This is a genomic window from Thiorhodovibrio winogradskyi (assembly GCF_036208045.1).
In the GTDB taxonomy this organism is placed as follows: domain Bacteria; phylum Pseudomonadota; class Gammaproteobacteria; order Chromatiales; family Chromatiaceae; genus Thiorhodovibrio; species Thiorhodovibrio winogradskyi.
In genome coordinates this window covers 4,812,219-4,827,808 of sequence record NZ_CP121472.1, presented here as the reverse complement: position 1 = coordinate 4,827,808, position 15,590 = coordinate 4,812,219, and the positions used below count along the sequence as shown (strand labels likewise).

Below are 15,590 nucleotides of genomic sequence, written 5' to 3'. Positions count from 1 at the left end.
CAGATCAAAAAATCGACATTGGTTTTGTGCTTAAATTTCTGCGCGCCAAATAAATTGTCGGCAACAGGAATACCGCAAACTGAAAGAATACCGAGAAAAACTCATGTGTTGAGTGAGTAATTGCTTGCAATGCTTGCGTTGTTAGCAGTATCACAATGATTTGCGCCACGTAATTTCCTTGCATCGCTGCCTTATACCAAAGGCTCATAATAAAACCAATCAGAAAAAATTTGATGGCTCCGAAATACCAAAACGATAGAAAAGAGTCAGAAAGGCCCGTCAATGTGCTTCCGGTATGTGGCACATGGCGAAATTCGGCGTAAGCCGCATTACCGAAATCTAGCATCAATCCCTTTTTCAGCCCGTAACCGACCCATTGACCAGGCACATAAGAGTGGACCAAGTCATTCCAGAGCGAGAGCCCAAAATCGAAGCGTAATCGACGATCTGCCGCTTCGATATTCATTACGGCGTTTGTGAGTTCGAAATTATTAGCGTCACCACTCGCACGCTCCATAAAATTACCAACAAAGTCGATCTCCAGAACTTCATTCACACCGGCGCCACTCCAAGTTGCACGATCATCACCCATCATCGTGTTACGATAATCACCGATACTGTTGACCACCAGTGCGCCAAGCAGCAGTCCGCTGATCATTGCCCAACGCGGCGGCAACCATCTGCGCTGAAACCATAAAGCCATCAACAATAGCATCGCTAACTCGATCATCGTTGCACGGCGTCCCTTGACGATTATACGATCCAAATAGAACGCCAGATCGAATAAAAAAACACAAAGCGGCGCCCAGCTTGGTTTAATGAGATACAGCAGGAGCGCTATTACCATTCCAATAGATAGCAATTTAGCAAAAAACACATAAATCGTTATAATACCAGTCCATTGATTACCCGTCGCTGCTGTGACTTCGGGCGCGAGCTGGCTCACCTTAAAGAAAAAAAATGCCCCGAGTAATGATAAAACCGCGCTTCCTATCAGTAAGCGTTTGCGATCCAGAATCCACCAGAAAAGGCGAGCAGGCCGCCGATTGTGAACATAGCCAAGCCAAGCGGCAATAAGGCATAGAAAGGCCATGAAAATGGTCTTTTCAAGAGCACCCGCTGGCAAATCTGAACGGTTCGTTAAACCGACAAGTTGCGGCATTACCCATCCAAGAAAGACCACGGCAGCCAGAAATGGAAACTGAATCATCCGATCCCGTTTCATTAAACCCCAAACAAGGATCGCTAAGCCCGTCAAGGCGAGCATCCAGAGCAGTAAAGTCGCGATAGCAGCACTCCCCATCTATAGACTTTGATCGGGATCAGACTGACACGAGGCCATTGACCAATTGGCGGAGATCGTTGCGATATCGGGATAAACCTGCTCGCTCGCGACTTTCCGCCGTCGCAGCTTGATGGTCCACAACCAAATCGCGATCATCCCGATAGCGCATGATCGCCTGCGCCAAGGCATCTGGATCGCGGATCGGCACGATAAAGCCATCGACGCCATCGCGGACGATCGAACCAGCATTGGGAGTCGCAATCACCGGTAGACCCGACATCAGTGCTTCATAAATTACCGTCGCGGAGCCTTCGACCAGTGAGGGCAGAACAAAGACATCGGCCCACTGAAAGAGGTCGCTCATCTTGGCACGGGGCACGGCCCCGAGAAAATTCGCAACCGTGCGATAGGGTAGAATTTTGTCCTCGGCTAGGGCGATCTGTCCGGCTAGTTTTGTTTCGACGGTTTCGAGTCCGAGTCGTCTCAGAGCTTCGAGCAGATCGGGCACACCCTTGCGCAATCCAATCTCGCCAGCGAACAAGAGGCGCAAAGGTCCAGTGCGTTGTGAACGGTCGATCGGCTCGAAACGACGGCTATCCACACCATAGGGCACCACCCAAATGCGATCGACTGGCACGCCACAATTGCGCAGTCCATCCGCCACGAACTCCGAACCGGCGACGATCACGTCGGCCAATGCCCATTCCGCTTCCTCGCGCGCTGAAAGCGGATTGGGATAAACCATGGATTCCAGCCCCGGTTGCCAGTCTGGCCAGCGCGCCAGTTCCTCGCTCAGCAGTTGATGCTGAATCCGTGTTGGCGCGATGGTTTGCTCCACGATACAACGCATGCCGCGTGGCTTAGCCCATTGCAGGAGGTCCAGGCAAGCCCCGTTGAATCCCCAGACGGCATCCGCCGCTGGTGGAGGCGAGGAGATGATATGACGATTGAAGCGAACAGCGAAGTCGGCGAATACCACCGTCCGTTGAGAAACCGTCTTGGCTCGGTTACGTTGCCAGGCATAGTGCCACCCGAAGACCTCGAAACTGGTGACCTTGTCGGGTGGAAGCGCTGGATCCTTACGCCCCAACCAGCGTTGCAAGCCTCTGGGACGTATTGGGCGGGGAATGGACTTGATTAGCCACTCCAACCAAGGCTTATTACCAATATAGCTATCGGTATAAAAACGCTCCAGCAGGCCGGCCTCGTGCAAGAGACGCGGCACGGCGTAGTGCATGCGGGCACCGAGCATGGCGACAGTAACTTTCTGCCTCTCTTACGTTTGGTATGGGTTTTGGCTTGAAAGCAGGGCCGCGAAGCGGCATCTTTCCGAGAAAATTAATGTTCAACCAGTTGTAGGGCCTGTGGGTATGTGGGCGCGAGGCCCGAGAGTGTGGGCAACCCCGGGAGCGCGCCGCCCCCCGATCTTGCAGGCTTCCCGCGATGCTTGCTCGGCGCGATACCGGGGTTGTCCACACGTCCCGTAGGGCTCGGGCCGGTCCGCAGGACGCGTCCACATATCCACAGGCCTCGGAGGCCTGATCATGGAAACCACGTCGCTGTTCTCTGTTGCCCTGGGCTTGTCTGCTCCCTGGTTTGTTGATGATGTGCGCTTCGATCCAGTGGCTGGACGCATCGACTTCGCGCTCGGCTATCAACGTGGGGCGCACTTTCCCTGCCCGCATTGCGGCACCGAGCATCAGCCGGTTCATGACACCCAAGCGCGCGAATGGCGGCATCTGAACTTCTTCCAATACGAGGCGTATCTGCAGGCGAAGGTGCCGCGGGTGCGTTGCGCGCAGTGCGGCAAGACAACGCAAATTCCCGTGCCCTGGGCGCGGCCCAACACCAGCTTCACCCAACTGATGGAAGCCTTGATTGTGACCTTGTGCCGGGCCATGCCGGTGGCTGGGGTCGCGCGCTTGCTGCGCGTGAGCGACATGCGTGTGTGGCGCGTGCTGGAGTCCTATGTCGATGCCGCCCGTGCGCAGGAGGATTTCTCCAGCGTCAAGGACATCGGCCTCGATGAGACCGCCGCGCGGCGCGGACATCACTACATTAGCTTGTTCCATGATATGGAGGCTGAGCGACTGGTGTTCGCCACCGAGGGGCGCAAGGCGGAGGTGGTCGATCAATTCGCCGAGGATCTTGAGGCCCATGGCGGCTGCGCCGAGAACATCCGCTCGGTCTGCATCGATATGTCGAGCGCTTATCAGGCCGGCGTCGCGGAACACTTGCCCTGGGCCGACATCACCTTCGATGAGTTCCATGTCATTCAAATGGTCAACAAAGCCGTTGATGAGGTGCGTCGCGCGGAGGTGAAAACCGAACCCGGTCTGAAGCGTTCGCGCTACCTATGGCTGAAGGACAAAAGCGACTGGACGCGCCGCCAGATCGGACAGTTCGCCGACCTGCGTCGGCTCAATCTCAAAACCCACCGTGCCTGGCGAATCAAGGAGGCGCTGCGCGAGATTTTCCGCACCGCGACCTCCCGTGAAGAAGCCGAACCCTTACTAAAAGCCTGGGTCAGTTGGGCGCGTCGCTGCCGCCTTGAGCCGATGAAGAAGGTCGCTCAGACGATCAAGGACCATTGGGAAGGCGTGCTTAACGCGTTCGATTCGCGCCTGACCAACGGTCGTGTTGAAGCCATCAATGGCCAGATCCAGGCCGCCAAAGCCAAAGCCCGTGGCTACGGCACGGTGAAGCATTTGATCACCATCGCCTACCTGATCGCCGGCAAGCTCACCCGCCTGCCCGCTTGTCCCTTTGATGCAGCAGCGTGTGCCACCCTTTCGGCTTAACCTGCTGTGTAAAAAATCGGTTACCCATACCAAACGTAAGAGAGCCGTTCTTTCTCGGAGAAGGCTTTTAGGGTGCTCATGGCTTGGTGCATCTCTTGGGTGTGCATCCACTCGGGCAGATGCGATTCGTCGAGGCGGGGCGCTTCGATGAAGAACTTCAGCCAGCGCTCCAGTTCGGTGACCACGGTCTCGGCGGCGAATTTGCTCAGTTCCAACAGGTAGAGACCGCCGTGGTCGAGCAGTTCCCGGCCCTGGTCATCGCGCAGCCGAAAGCGGTGAAACCATTCGCACAGGCCGGAACGCAGGGTCTGTCCCAGCAGCCAGATGGCGTAAGTCGGGCGGAGATGCTCATAGGGTTCGCCGTCCTGTAACTGGGCGCTGTAGAGATCGGCCCAGCCATAGAGCATGCGCGCGGGCAGTTCGGGGAGATTGAGCAGTTGCAGTTCGATCTGATAGAGCCGCCCGGCCTGGTCGCGGGCCTTGACGTCGACGATGCTGAGTTTGTCGTCGAGAAACTCGCGCTCGTTGTAGGGGTTGAGGATCTCAACCTCCGTCAGGGGGCCGGCAAGATCCTGACCCAGCGTGGCATTGAGGAAATGGATCAGCAGCGCCCGGTTCGCTTGCGAGCCGAGCAAGGCCTTGAAGACACAATCGATCTTGGGGTCGATGGGATGGCGCATGCGGCCAGTCTAACCAGACGCAACAGCGCGGACAATCGCGCGGCGTATCGACCTTGCTTGGCCTCCGAGCCGATGGGGATGCGTGGTGGGAGCCGCAGTGCGGGCGTCATGTCATGGACCTGGTCAGTGCCGGTCTTTTCTAATACCCCTGATCGCGCAGTTGTGCCTTGAGGCGCTCGATTTCGGCCAGGGCCGATTCTTTCGCGAGCCGCTCCTGTTCTTTCGCCGTCCGCTCCTGCTCGGCGAGCTGCTGCGCTTGCTCTTTTGCCGCTCGCTCCTGCTCTTTTGCCGCTCGCTCCTGCTCTTTTGCCGCTCGCTCCTGCCGCGCCTCGACCTGCAAGGCGTCGAGATGGCGCTGGATACTGATCTGCTGACGCAGGTAATTCTGCCGCGACTGATAAGCGTGGTAGGCGCGTTCTTTCTCGGAGAAGGCTTTTAGGGTGCTCATGGCTTGGTGCATCTCTTGGGTGTGCATCCACTCGGGCAGATGCGATTCGTCGAGGCGGGGCGCTTCGATGAAGAACTTCAGCCAGCGCTCCAGTTCGGTGACCACGGTCTCGGCGGCGAATTTGCTCAGTTCCAACAGGTAGAGACCGCCGTGGTCGAGCAGTTCCCGGCCCTGGTCATCGCGCAGCCGAAAGCGGTGAAACCATTCGCACAGGCCGGGACGCAGGGTCTGTCCCAGCAGCCAGATGGCGTAAGTCGGGCGGAGACGCTCATAGGGTTCGCCGTCCTGTAACTGGGCGCTGTAGAGATCGGCCCAGCCATAGAGCATGCGCGCGGGCAGTTCGGGGAGATTGAGCAGTTGCAGTTCGATCTGATAGAGCCGCCCGGCCTGGTCGCGGGACTTGACGTCGACGATGCTGAGTTTGTCGGCGAGAAACTCGCGCTCGTTGTAGGGGTTGAGGATCTCAACCTCCGTCAGGGGGCCGGCAAGATCCTGACCCAGCGTGGCATTGAGGAAATGGATCAGCAGCGCCCGGTTCGCTTGCGAGCCGAGCAAGGCCTTGAAGACACAATCGATCTTGGGGTCGATGGGATGGCGCATGCGGCCAGTCTAACCAGATGCAACAGCGCGGACAATCGCGCGGCGTATGGACCTTGCTTGGCCTCTGAACCGATGGCGATGCGTGGCGGGAGCCGGGGTGCGGGCGTCCTGTCATGGACCTGGTCCGTGCCGGTCTTTTCTAATCCCCCTGATCGCGCAGTTGTGCCTTGAGGCGCTCGAGTTCGGCCAGGGCCGCTTCTTTCGCGAGCCGCTCCTGTTCTTTCGCCGTCCGCTCCTGTTCTTTCGCCGTCCGCTCCTGCTCGGCGAGCTGCTGCGCTTGCTCTTTTGCCGCCCGCTCCTGCTCTTTTGCCGCTCGCTCCTGCTCTTTTGCCGCTCGCTCCTGCCGCGCCTCGACCTGCAAGGCGTCGAGATGGCGCTGGATACTGATCTGCTGACGCAGGTAATTCTGCCGCGACTGATAAGCGTGGTAGGCGCGTTCTTTCTCGGAGAAGGCTTTTAGGGTGCTCATGGCTTGGTGCATCTCTTGGGTGTGCATCCACTCGGGCAGATGCGTTTCGTCGAGGCGGGGCGCTTCGATGAAGAACTTCAGCCAGCGCTCCAGTTCGGTGACCACGGTCTCGGCGGCGAATTTGCTCAGTTCCAACAGGTAGAGACCGCCGTGGTCGAGCAGTTCCCGGCCCTGGTCATCGCGCAGCCGAAAGCGGTGAAACCATTCGCACAGGCCGGAACGCAGGGTCTGTCCCAGCAGCCAGATGGCGTAAGTCGGGCGGAGATGCTCATAGGGTTCGCCGTCCTGTAACTGGGCGCTGTAGAGATCGGCCCAGCCATAGAGCATGCGCGCGGGCAGTTCGGGGAGATTGAGCAGTTGCAGTTCGATCTGATAGAGCCGCCCAGCCTGGTCGCGGGCCTTGACGTCGACGATGCTGAGTTTGTCGTCGAGAAACTCGCGCTCGTTGTAGGGGTTGAGGATCTCAACCTCCGTCAGGGGGCCGGCAAGATCCTGACCCAGCGTGGCATTGAGGAAATGGATCAGCAGCGCCCGGTTCGCTTGCGAGCCGAGCAAGGCCTTGAAGACACAATCGATCTTGGGGTCGATGGGATGGCGCATGCGGCCAGTCTAACCAGACTCAACAGGCCGGACAATCGCGCGGCGTATCGAGATAGAGACGGACATAACCCATAGTCAACCACAGCGCTTGGTCTTGGTCTTGGTCTTCTGGCTAGTCTATACAGATCGAAGTCACGCAGATGAATGAATGCCAATGCCCAGCTGGGCATGGTGATAAGTAAAGGGACAATCATTAACGGTGCAGGGTAAGTTCGGTTACGATTCGTCCTACAACAACGCGCTCACCACAACGAACCTCCCGTATGGCTCCAAGACTGCGCAAATACCTCAAGCTCCTGCACAGTGCCCCGCCTGCTGGCCGGCCTTGCTGCAGGGCGTCGCCGCCACCCTGGAGCACGACAGCGCCCTTGGGCGCGAACGCTTCGCCGCCGTCATCGACGTCGGCGCCAACAAGGGCCAGTTCGCCACTTATGCCCGCCTGCGCTGGCCGCGGGCGCGGCTGATCTGCTTCGAGCCGCTGCCAGAGCCGCGCGCCAAGCTCGCCCGTGTCACTCGTGGTCGGGCCGAGATCCAGGCCTGCGCCCTCGGCGCCGCGCCCGGCGAGGGCGAACTGCACCTCGCCACCCGCGCCGACTACTCCTCGCTGCTCGCCTTGGGTGAGCGTCAAAAGACCCTCTTCGGCATGGACGAGGCCGGGGTGTTGCGGGTACCCATTCAGCGCCTGGACGCCTGCATCAGCGCGCCGCTGGCGCGGGGTCGGCTTCCGCGCGCCGGGAGCCGGTGCTGATGAAAACCGACCACCCCATCTATCTCTTTCTATCCGCCGGTGCCGAGGCGTTTCGGGTGTTGACCGGCGGGATGCGGCTGGAAGGTGCCTATCGTTTCAGCTCCACCACGCTCAGGACGGTGGAACGGCGGCTAGACGGACTGCTGGAACCCGAGGGGCACGCCGGGCCGGTCTATGTGGTCGAATTCCAGGGGCAAGGTTCGGAGCGGGCCGGTTACAATCTGCTGGCTAAGATCGGACTCTACGGCGAACAGTGTCCGACGCGGGATGTCATCGGCATCGGCGTGTTTCTTCGCGAAGGCGATGTCCCGGGTTATCCCGGCGGGCTATGCACCTCGCCCGACATGGTGCGCATCGTCATCCTGGAGCAGATCCTGCCGGACTGGCTGGCGCGCGAGCCGGAGAATCCCTATCTGGCGGTGTTCGCGCCGCTGCTGATCGAGGACGAGGCGGAATTGCGCGCCCGCGCCCCGGAGCTTTGGCAAGGGATCCAGACGGCGCCGCTCCCGCCTGATGCGCGCGAGCTGTTATCGCAAGTCATGGAATTTTGGTTTTTCGAACGCTTTTGCGGTCTGACCGCACAGGAGATCTGGGCTATGTTGAATCTGGTGACCCCCATCCAAGAGACCCGCGCCTATCAATCCATCTTTGCCGAGGGCAAGGTCGAGGGCGAGGCCAAGGGCGAGGCCAAGGGCAAGGCGAACACCCTCAAGCGGCAGATCAAACGCCGTTTCGGTCGTCTGTCCACCGCGGCCGAGCAGCGCATCGACGCGGCGGCGGTCGCGCAGCTCGATGTCTGGCTCGATGACATCCTCGACACCGACAGCGTGGACAGCCTGCTCGGGAAGGAGCTATAGGTGCCAGCACGGCCACTGACCATTATTGTTGAATCCGGCATCCATGTCGGATGGGTAGAGCGCCGTGAAACCCGTCAAACCCAGGTGCCAAGTCATCAGGAATCGCCCCCGCCGCGACGCCAGCGCCTGCGCTGATCGGTTGAGCCTGTTCAGCAACGCGAGAAACAGGTGAATTGTGAACAGTCCCTGCTCTCCTTATTCATCGCATCATCGTTTCGAGCAGCGGGTCGATCAGGTCTTGACTTCGAAAGATAATTCAAGCCGGAGAGTAAGCCGGGAACTTGTCCGCGTTTAGGTCAAGGTTTGTTTTCTCTGTTTCCGCCTGGTTTCCCGGCGGTGCCACACTATTTTGACCATGCACAGCTTCGTTACTCGGCTCGGAGCAGTAGGACTTGGAGTGTTACACCATCCGGCTCCTAGTTCGGGGCATTCACCAAGGGATAGACTCTCGCCCATCAACACAGAAGGCCCTCCTTCCATCAGACCACCCATGCTTCTCGCTCTTCGCTCCATTGGTGTGAATCGCTTCGGCTCTCGTTGTCACGCACTTAAGTCCTCTCGGTGTATGATCGTGTTATACCGAAACAATATCCCAAACTGCCACTCCGTTGCTCGATCCGCATTACCAGGCGTCAACGCTCTCACGAGTGGCTCCGACTTCCAACAAACACCGCCGATGTCCTCGTTTATCAGACTTGTTCATCGGTGCCCTTCCCGCAGACCGAATGTTGGATCTCCCTGGTTACCACGTGTTCTCAATGTAAGGCTCGATACGGCCTGGGACCCCGGGGAGTCTCCATGCCACTGACCATGACGCGACATCCGTGTTGCCTGCCGGGGGGCCAAACCCGTCGGCACTCTCCAGCGTAATTTTCGGGGCTCTACACCTTCAGGGGCGGCTTCACCCGCTACCTTTGCACCTCGCCTGTTTTCATGCCTACGCATCGTCGCGTCAGTTACCCTTCGCGCCGCAAGGCTTGATACCGGGCTCGCGGCTCACGATGACCCAGGCGGGACTCTCACCCGCTAGAACACGCGTCCTTGCCAGGCCGCACTGGCCCCTATTACCTCTGAGTCGATGTTGATGCGCGGCCGGAGCCCCGGTGCGGGCGCTGGGCGGGCGTGATGCAGCGGATTGATGAAGAAACTTCCCGTTATTCAGTATATGTACCCGGAATTTCGTTATGTGTCCCGTCTGCCCCGGTCGTTTCTAATCCGCCTGATCGCGCAGTTGTGCCTTGAGGCGCTCGATTTCAGCCAGGGCCGATTCTTTCGCGATCCGCTCCTGCTCGGCGAACCGCTGCGCTTGCTCTTTTGCCGCCCGCTCCTGCTCTTTTGCCGCCCGCTCCTGCTCTTTTGCCGCTCGCTCCTGCTCTTTTGCCGCCCGCTCCTGCCGCGCCTCGACCTGCAAGGCGTCGAGATGGTGCTGGATACTGATCTGCTGACGCAGGTAGTTCTGCCGCGCCTGGTAGGCGTGGTAGGCGCGTTCTTTCTCGGAGAAGGCTTTTAGGGTGCTCATGGCTTGGTGCATCTCTTGGGTGTGCATCCACTCGGGCAGATGCGATTCGTCGAGGCGGGGCGCTTCGATGAAGAACTTCAGCCAGCGCTCCAGTTCGGTGACCACGGTCTCGGCGGCGAATTTGCTCAGTTCCAACAGGTAGAGACCACCGTGGTCGAGCAGTTCCCGGCCCTGGTCATCGCGCAGCCGAAAGCGGTGAAACCATTCGCACAGGCCGGGACGCAGGGTCTGTCCCAGCAGCCAGATGGCGTAAGTCGGGCGGAGATGCTCATAGGGTTCGCCGTCCTGTAACTGGGCGCTGTAGAGATCGGCCCAGCCATAGAGCATGCGCGCGGGCAGTTCGGGGAGATTGAGCAGTTGCAGTTCGATCTGATAGAGCCGCCCGGCCTGGTCGCGAGCCTTGACGTCGACGATGCTGAGTTTGTCGTCGAGAAACTTGCGCTCGTTGTAGGGGTTGAGGATCTCAACCTCCGTCAGGGGGCCGGCAAGATCCTGACCCAGCGTGGCATTGAGGAAATGGATCAGCAGCGCCCGGTTCGCTTGCGAGCCGAGCAAGGCCTTGAAGACACAATCGATCTTGGGGTCGATGGGATGGCGCATGCGGCCAGTCTAACCAGACGCAACAGCGCGGACAATCGCGCGGCGTATCGACCTTGCTCGGACTCTGAGCCGATGGTGATGCGTGGTGGGAGCCGCGGTGCGGCCGGATGACGGTAAAATGGGTGGCCGGATGCTGTGGAATGCGCAGTGCTTTGCGCCGCGTCTCAGGAGAACTCAACAATAATTCCACCCTGGCCCCTATTCCCCTGTTTGTATCGCTGAACCGACTAGCTAGCGCCATAGATTCAATGTCAGGATGATCTACTCTTGGGGTAGTTTTGGGCCGGGTAACGGCCGCGGGGGACGCCGTGGATACATCCCTGTAGGCTTCATGGCGGCATCCATGCCGCCAAGACCCCCGCGCCCGTCACCCGGCTCAAAACCGAGAGTTCAGTTGTTTCGGCAAGTCATAGGGTGGCTGGTGTTGGTCTCCGCTGGGTAGCGGATGGCACGGCGGTGAGTCTGGCCCATGGGGCACCAGCGGCTTGATTACGCGCATGGACTTCGGTGCCGCACAAAAAAGCCCCCGAGGAACGAAGCCCGGGGGCTGGATATTGAAAGCCTGCAACCAAGCGAAACGAGCTAGGTTATCGGAAGTCTTGCACTGGTGGCTCGAAAACAATTCGAGCCAGGCACCTTTAATTTCCAAAAAGCCCCCGAGGAACGAAGCCCGGGGGCTGGATATTGAAGGCCTGAAACCAAGTGAAACGAGCTAGGTTATCGGAAATCTTGCACTGGTGGCTCGAAAATAATTCGAGCCAGGCACCTTTAATTTTTTTCACATTCCTTTCATGTGCCTGCGGAAACCGATACCAGCGAGACCTAGGCCCAATAACGCGAGCGTTGACGGCTCCGGAACGCTTGCAGACTCGAAGTAGCTGGAATAGATATTGTTGTTTTCGTGGTAGAGACCCTGGAGGCTCCCATTCTGACTGAATGCCCAGTTTTCCATGTCGAAGTTAAGTGAGATCCTGTAATAATCAGTCGCCCATCCGCTGTCGGGTCCGACGTTTGAGGTGGACCCCATGTCAAGGACAGTTTCCCCCGAATTTAAGTTAGCGCGCCCAGTTCAGTCGCAGCGGATTGGCGCTGCCCCAGTTCTTCGCCAGCGGAGTCGTCGGCGGAGCGTAGCGGAGCCGACGACTCCGCTGGCGGGTGATCGCCAAAGTGATCAGCAACCACGACACCACCTCCTTTGCCGCTCACATGCACATCGTCCGGCGTTCGGTAGCCAAGCCCCTGGTGAGGGCGTTCACCGTTGTAGAAGGGGAAATACGCCGAGAGGCCCATGAACAGCTCTGAGAGCGTCTCATAGCCCTTGGGGTAAATGTCCTCCCATTTGACGCTGCGCCACAGACGCTCGACGAAGACGTTGTCCAGGGCTCTGCCGCGCCCATCCATGCTGATGGCCACCTCGGCGTCACGCAACACCTGGGTGAAGGCGAGGCTGGTAAACTGCGCGCCCTGGTCGGTGTTGAAGATCTCCGGGCGGCCATGGTGGCGCAGCGCATCCTCCAAGCAATCGATGCAAAAGCCCGTGTCCATTGTGTTCGACAATCTCCAAGAAAGGACTCGTCGTGAGTACCAGTCGATGATGGCCACCAGGTAGGCAAATCCATGCGCGAGTCGCACATAGGTGATGTCACTGCTCCAGACGTGGTTGGGCCGTACAATGGCCAGCCCACGCAACAAGTAGGGGTAGATTTTGTGCTCAGGATGCGGCTTGCTTGTATGAGGCCCAGGCAACATGCCGGCTAAACCTAAAACGCCCATGAGACGCTGAACGCGTTTGCGACTGACCGCATAGCCTTGTGCGCGCAGCATCACAACCATGCGTCGACTCCCATAAAATGGTCTCTTGGTGTATTCCGCATCAATCAGCCGCAACAACTTTTGATCCAGTTCGCTCGGCTCGGCAATACGATCATGGCGGTGTGCATACACTCCAGAGCGATGTACGCCAAGCAGCGCACATTGGCGACTGACCGCTAACCCGCCATCATCAAGGCCGCCCATGTCGATCCACCCGCGACGCACGCTCACAGGCTCACCCCGGACTTTTTTTTCAGCCAGTCCAGCTCCATTTTCAACCGCCCGATCTCGCTGTAGAGTCGCTCTTCGTCGCCACTGTCGTCCACTTTCTTGCGCCCGCGCCGGCCTTCGAACAGCTTGCCGGCGTCCGCCACGATGGCTTTCTTCCACTGGCCTACTTGGACCGGATGAACCCCGTGATCCTGCGCAATCTCGTTAGTCGTCTTCACTCCGCGTACCGCTTCCAAGCCTACTTTGGCCTTGAAAGCGGCACTGAAGGTCTTGCGTTGTCTCTCACTCATCTGCTCTCTCCAAGTCTTTACAAGTCTCTTCAGATGAGGCAAAACTAACTTAATTTAGTGTCCTAAAATTGGGGTCCACTATAGTTCCGCTGGATCCGTTGCTGAAAAGTTTGTTGGATGAGAGGGAGGCGGCTGTTATCCAGTTGGCTCAAGCTTTGCGCATCGATCAAGTCTTGATCGACGAACGCAAGGGACGGAAGATTGCGCGAGATATTTACGGACTGCGCACATTGGGGACGGTGAGGGTCTTGCTGGAGGCCAAACAGAGCGGCCTGATCGACGCGATCTGTCAACCGTTGCAATCGATGCGAGAACACGGCTACCGCATTCACGAAGATATCGTGCAGGCGGCCTTACAGCAGGCTGGTGAGGTGTTTTAGGCGATTCCCGAGAAAGCCCCTCCTTAAAACTTAAAACTTGACCCTACCCCTTTCAAACATCTTCCGTCCCCTGCTAGAATCCCACGCCATCCACGTTTGCCACGGACCAGAATCCCGGATGCGATTCGGCAACACCCCTGATCAGGCGCCCACAGCGCCCCACTCGACAGCGTCTCGTGGACCCACGCATGACAGCGGCTACAAGCTGCTGTATTCGCACTTCCCGATGGTCCGCGATCTGCTGCAAGGATTCGTGCCCGGCGCCTGGGTCGGGGAACTGGATCTATTCGAGGTACACCACATGCTCGCCGAGAACGTCGAAAGCTGGACCGACCAATGGAAGCGCGAGGGATTACAGCAAGGTCTGGAACAAGGCTTGGAGCAAGGCTTGGAGCAAGGCTTGGAACAAGGTCTGGAGCAAGGTCTGGAGCAAGGTCTGGAGCAAGGTCTGGAACAAGGCCGCGCCGAAACCCGCCATCTGCTCAGCCGTCTCGCCCGTCGCCGCTTCGGGCCGACAATCGCCGGCCAAGCCGAGCCGCTCCTAGCCGCGATCCACGCCCCCCAGCCACTCGAAGAACTCGCTGAGCAACTGCTCACCTGCGCCGACGGAGAGGAATGGCTCAACGCCATCCAATCCAAGCGATAAGCCCCCTCAGCCCCCCTTAAAACTTAACCCTTAAAACTTAAAACTCTTACAAATGCCCCCAACGCCTCGCCCATCTCCCCGCTGCCCCCAAGACCTGGCTCATCACCGGGGTGGCGGGCTTCATCGGCGGCAATCGGCTGGAAGCCTTGCTGAAGCTGGATCAAACCGTCGTCGGTCTGGACAACTTCGCCACCGGCCATCGTCACCATCTCGATCAGATCCGGGCGGCCGTCAGCGCCGAGCAATGGGCGCGTTTCCGCTTCATCGAGGGTGACATCCGTTGTCTGGACGACTGCCGCGACGCCTGTGCCGGGGTCGACGTGGTACTGCATCAGGCGGCGCTCGGTTAGGTGCCGCGTTCGCCCGAAGATCCCATCACGACCAATGCCGTCAATGTCGCGGGTTTTCTCAATATGCTGGTCGCGGCGCGCGATGCCGGGGTCGGGCGGTTCGTCTATGCGGCCTCCAGTTCCACCCATGGCGATCATCCCGGTTTGCCCAAGGTCGAGGAGGTGATCGGTCGGCCGCTCTCGCCCTATGCCGTGACCAAACTCGTCAACGAGCACGATGCCGAGGACTTTGCGCGGGCGTATGGCTTGGAAAGCATCGGTCTGCGTGATTTCAATCTCTTCGGTCCGCGTCAGGATCCCAATGAGGTCCGAGACATCTTGTCGCAGGTGCTGGAGTTCTGGTTTTTCGAGCGATTTCGCGGCCTGACCGCGAAGGAGATCCGGGCGATGTTGAACCTGGTGACGCCGATTCAGAAGACGAAGGCCTATCAATCGATCTTTGCCGAGGGCGAGGTCAAGGGCAAGACCGAAGGCAAGGCCGAAAGCCTCAAGCGACTGCTCGTTCGCCGCTTCGGTCCATTACCCGTCTGGGCCATGCAGCGGATCGAGGCAGCACCGGTCGCGCAACTGGATGCATGGGGCTCGACGGGATCTTCGATGCCGCGAGCGTGGAGGAATTGACTGGAGGGGATGTGGGGTGACGCGAACTCTATCTGCTCTTCGAGCACAAGAGCCAGTCCGACCACTGGATCATGCAGCAACTCCTCCGCTACGTGGTCGCTAGCGGCGATGAGCACCGCAAACAGCACCCCGAGGCGCCTCAATTGCCGCCGGTCTATCCACTGGTGCTCTACCATGGCCAAGGCGCCTGGCGTGTTCCGGCGTGCTTCCACGATCTGGTCCACCCACTTCCCGACGCCCTTGCGCAGCCTATGTGCCCCAGTTTCGCTACGCCCTGCACGACATCTCCGAGCGCACCAGCGCCGAGATCAAGGGCGCCGTGCTTACCCGGCTGGCTCAGCTCGCCCTCAGGCATATCCACGACGACCAACCCCTCAAGCGTCTGCGTGAGCTGCTTGATCTCATCGAACAGGTCATCGACCAACCCAGTGCACTCGAGATCCTGGAATCCCTGCTGCGCTATTATGTCCAAGGCACGCGCCGGGTCGAGGAAGAAGACGTGCGTATCCTGCTCCAAGAACGTCCGAGTGGAGAGTCCGTGATGCAGACATTCATCGAAAGATATATTGAACAAGGGAAAGATATATTGAACAAGGCGAGCAGCGCGGCGAGCAGCATGGCCGCGCTACCGTGCTTCTGCGTCTGATCGAGCG

At 59.0% G+C, this 15,590-nt stretch carries 13 protein-coding genes and 4 pseudogenes; 9 read left to right on the top strand and 8 right to left on the bottom strand.

From position 1 onward, the window contains the following. Window positions 1-4: 4 nt before the first annotated feature. On the bottom strand, window positions 5-1,258 hold the full coding sequence (locus Thiowin_RS22230) for a hypothetical protein (protein ID WP_328985153.1): 1,254 nt from the start codon (window positions 1,256-1,258) through the stop codon (window positions 5-7). 64 nt (window positions 1,259-1,322) lie between these two features. Continuing rightward, on the bottom strand, window positions 1,323-2,537 hold the full coding sequence (locus Thiowin_RS22225) for a glycosyltransferase family 4 protein (RefSeq protein WP_328985152.1): 1,215 nt from the start codon (window positions 2,535-2,537) through the stop codon (window positions 1,323-1,325). 292 nt (window positions 2,538-2,829) lie between these two features. Between Thiowin_RS22225 and Thiowin_RS22220 the strand changes: the two genes are divergently transcribed. Then, on the top strand, window positions 2,830-4,086 hold the full coding sequence (locus Thiowin_RS22220) for an ISL3 family transposase (RefSeq protein ID WP_328985151.1): 1,257 nt from the start codon (window positions 2,830-2,832) through the stop codon (window positions 4,084-4,086). A gap of 29 nt (window positions 4,087-4,115) precedes the next feature. On the opposite strand, the pseudogene Thiowin_RS22215 reads toward Thiowin_RS22220, so the two are convergent. From Thiowin_RS22215 to Thiowin_RS22205, 3 genes and pseudogenes are all read right to left on the bottom strand, one after another. Further along, window positions 4,116-4,766, bottom strand: a pseudogene (locus Thiowin_RS22215) (Rpn family recombination-promoting nuclease/putative transposase); the annotation flags it as partial. A gap of 139 nt (window positions 4,767-4,905) precedes the next feature. Then, window positions 4,906-5,814 carry an Rpn family recombination-promoting nuclease/putative transposase gene (locus Thiowin_RS22210; RefSeq protein ID WP_328985149.1) on the bottom strand — a complete coding sequence of 303 codons (909 nt, stop codon included), beginning with the start codon at window positions 5,812-5,814 and terminating at the stop codon, window positions 4,906-4,908. 139 nt (window positions 5,815-5,953) lie between these two features. Next, a complete protein-coding gene (locus Thiowin_RS22205; protein ID WP_328985148.1) occupies window positions 5,954-6,883 on the bottom strand; it encodes an Rpn family recombination-promoting nuclease/putative transposase in 930 nt (309 codons plus the stop codon). A 325-nt stretch (window positions 6,884-7,208) separates the two neighbouring features. Here Thiowin_RS22205 and Thiowin_RS22200 point away from each other — a divergent pair, with 325 nt between their 5' ends. The 3 genes from Thiowin_RS22200 to Thiowin_RS22190 are packed head-to-tail and all read left to right on the top strand — an operon-like array spanning window position 7,209 to window position 8,623. Continuing rightward, window positions 7,209-7,631, top strand: coding sequence for an FkbM family methyltransferase (locus Thiowin_RS22200; protein WP_328985146.1), 423 nt, complete (start codon window positions 7,209-7,211; stop codon window positions 7,629-7,631). Continuing rightward, the gene (locus tag Thiowin_RS22195; protein WP_328985145.1) at window positions 7,631-8,488 is read left to right on the top strand and encodes a DUF2887 domain-containing protein; all 858 of its coding nucleotides are present in this window, start codon (window positions 7,631-7,633) and stop codon (window positions 8,486-8,488) included. The genes Thiowin_RS22200 and Thiowin_RS22195 overlap by 1 nt, the downstream gene beginning before the upstream one ends. Continuing rightward, the gene (locus Thiowin_RS22190) at window positions 8,489-8,623 is read left to right on the top strand and encodes a hypothetical protein (protein WP_328985144.1); all 135 of its coding nucleotides are present in this window, start codon (window positions 8,489-8,491) and stop codon (window positions 8,621-8,623) included. It abuts the gene before it with no gap. A 1,075-nt stretch (window positions 8,624-9,698) separates the two neighbouring features. Here Thiowin_RS22190 and Thiowin_RS22185 read toward each other — a convergent pair. The 3 genes and pseudogenes from Thiowin_RS22185 to Thiowin_RS22180 all read right to left on the bottom strand — a co-directional run. Next, window positions 9,699-10,607 carry an Rpn family recombination-promoting nuclease/putative transposase gene (locus tag Thiowin_RS22185; RefSeq protein ID WP_328985143.1) on the bottom strand — a complete coding sequence of 303 codons (909 nt, stop codon included), beginning with the start codon at window positions 10,605-10,607 and terminating at the stop codon, window positions 9,699-9,701. A 778-nt stretch (window positions 10,608-11,385) separates the two neighbouring features. Continuing rightward, complete coding sequence (locus Thiowin_RS25500; protein ID WP_408034245.1) at window positions 11,386-11,559, bottom strand: PEP-CTERM sorting domain-containing protein; 174 nt, start codon at window positions 11,557-11,559, stop codon at window positions 11,386-11,388. A gap of 209 nt (window positions 11,560-11,768) precedes the next feature. Beyond that, window positions 11,769-12,940: pseudogene (locus tag Thiowin_RS22180) on the bottom strand (IS3 family transposase); the annotation flags it as partial. 113 nt (window positions 12,941-13,053) lie between these two features. Between Thiowin_RS22180 and Thiowin_RS22175 the strand changes: the two are divergent. From Thiowin_RS22175 to Thiowin_RS22160, 5 genes and pseudogenes are all read left to right on the top strand, one after another. After that, the gene (locus tag Thiowin_RS22175; RefSeq protein WP_328985142.1) at window positions 13,054-13,320 is read left to right on the top strand and encodes a DUF3368 domain-containing protein; all 267 of its coding nucleotides are present in this window, start codon (window positions 13,054-13,056) and stop codon (window positions 13,318-13,320) included. 118 nt (window positions 13,321-13,438) lie between these two features. After that, a complete protein-coding gene (locus Thiowin_RS22170) occupies window positions 13,439-13,966 on the top strand; it encodes a FliH/SctL family protein (protein ID WP_328985141.1) in 528 nt (175 codons plus the stop codon). Between the two features lie 110 nt (window positions 13,967-14,076). After that, window positions 14,077-14,937 (top strand): annotated as a pseudogene (locus Thiowin_RS22165) (NAD-dependent epimerase/dehydratase family protein). Window positions 14,938-15,008: 71 nt separating this feature from the next. After that, window positions 15,009-15,125: pseudogene (locus tag Thiowin_RS25495) on the top strand (Rpn family recombination-promoting nuclease/putative transposase); the annotation flags it as partial. A gap of 65 nt (window positions 15,126-15,190) precedes the next feature. Next, window positions 15,191-15,583, top strand: a complete 393-nt coding sequence (locus tag Thiowin_RS22160; RefSeq protein ID WP_328985140.1) for an RpnC/YadD family protein — start codon at window positions 15,191-15,193, stop codon at window positions 15,581-15,583. Window positions 15,584-15,590 lie beyond the last annotated feature (7 nt).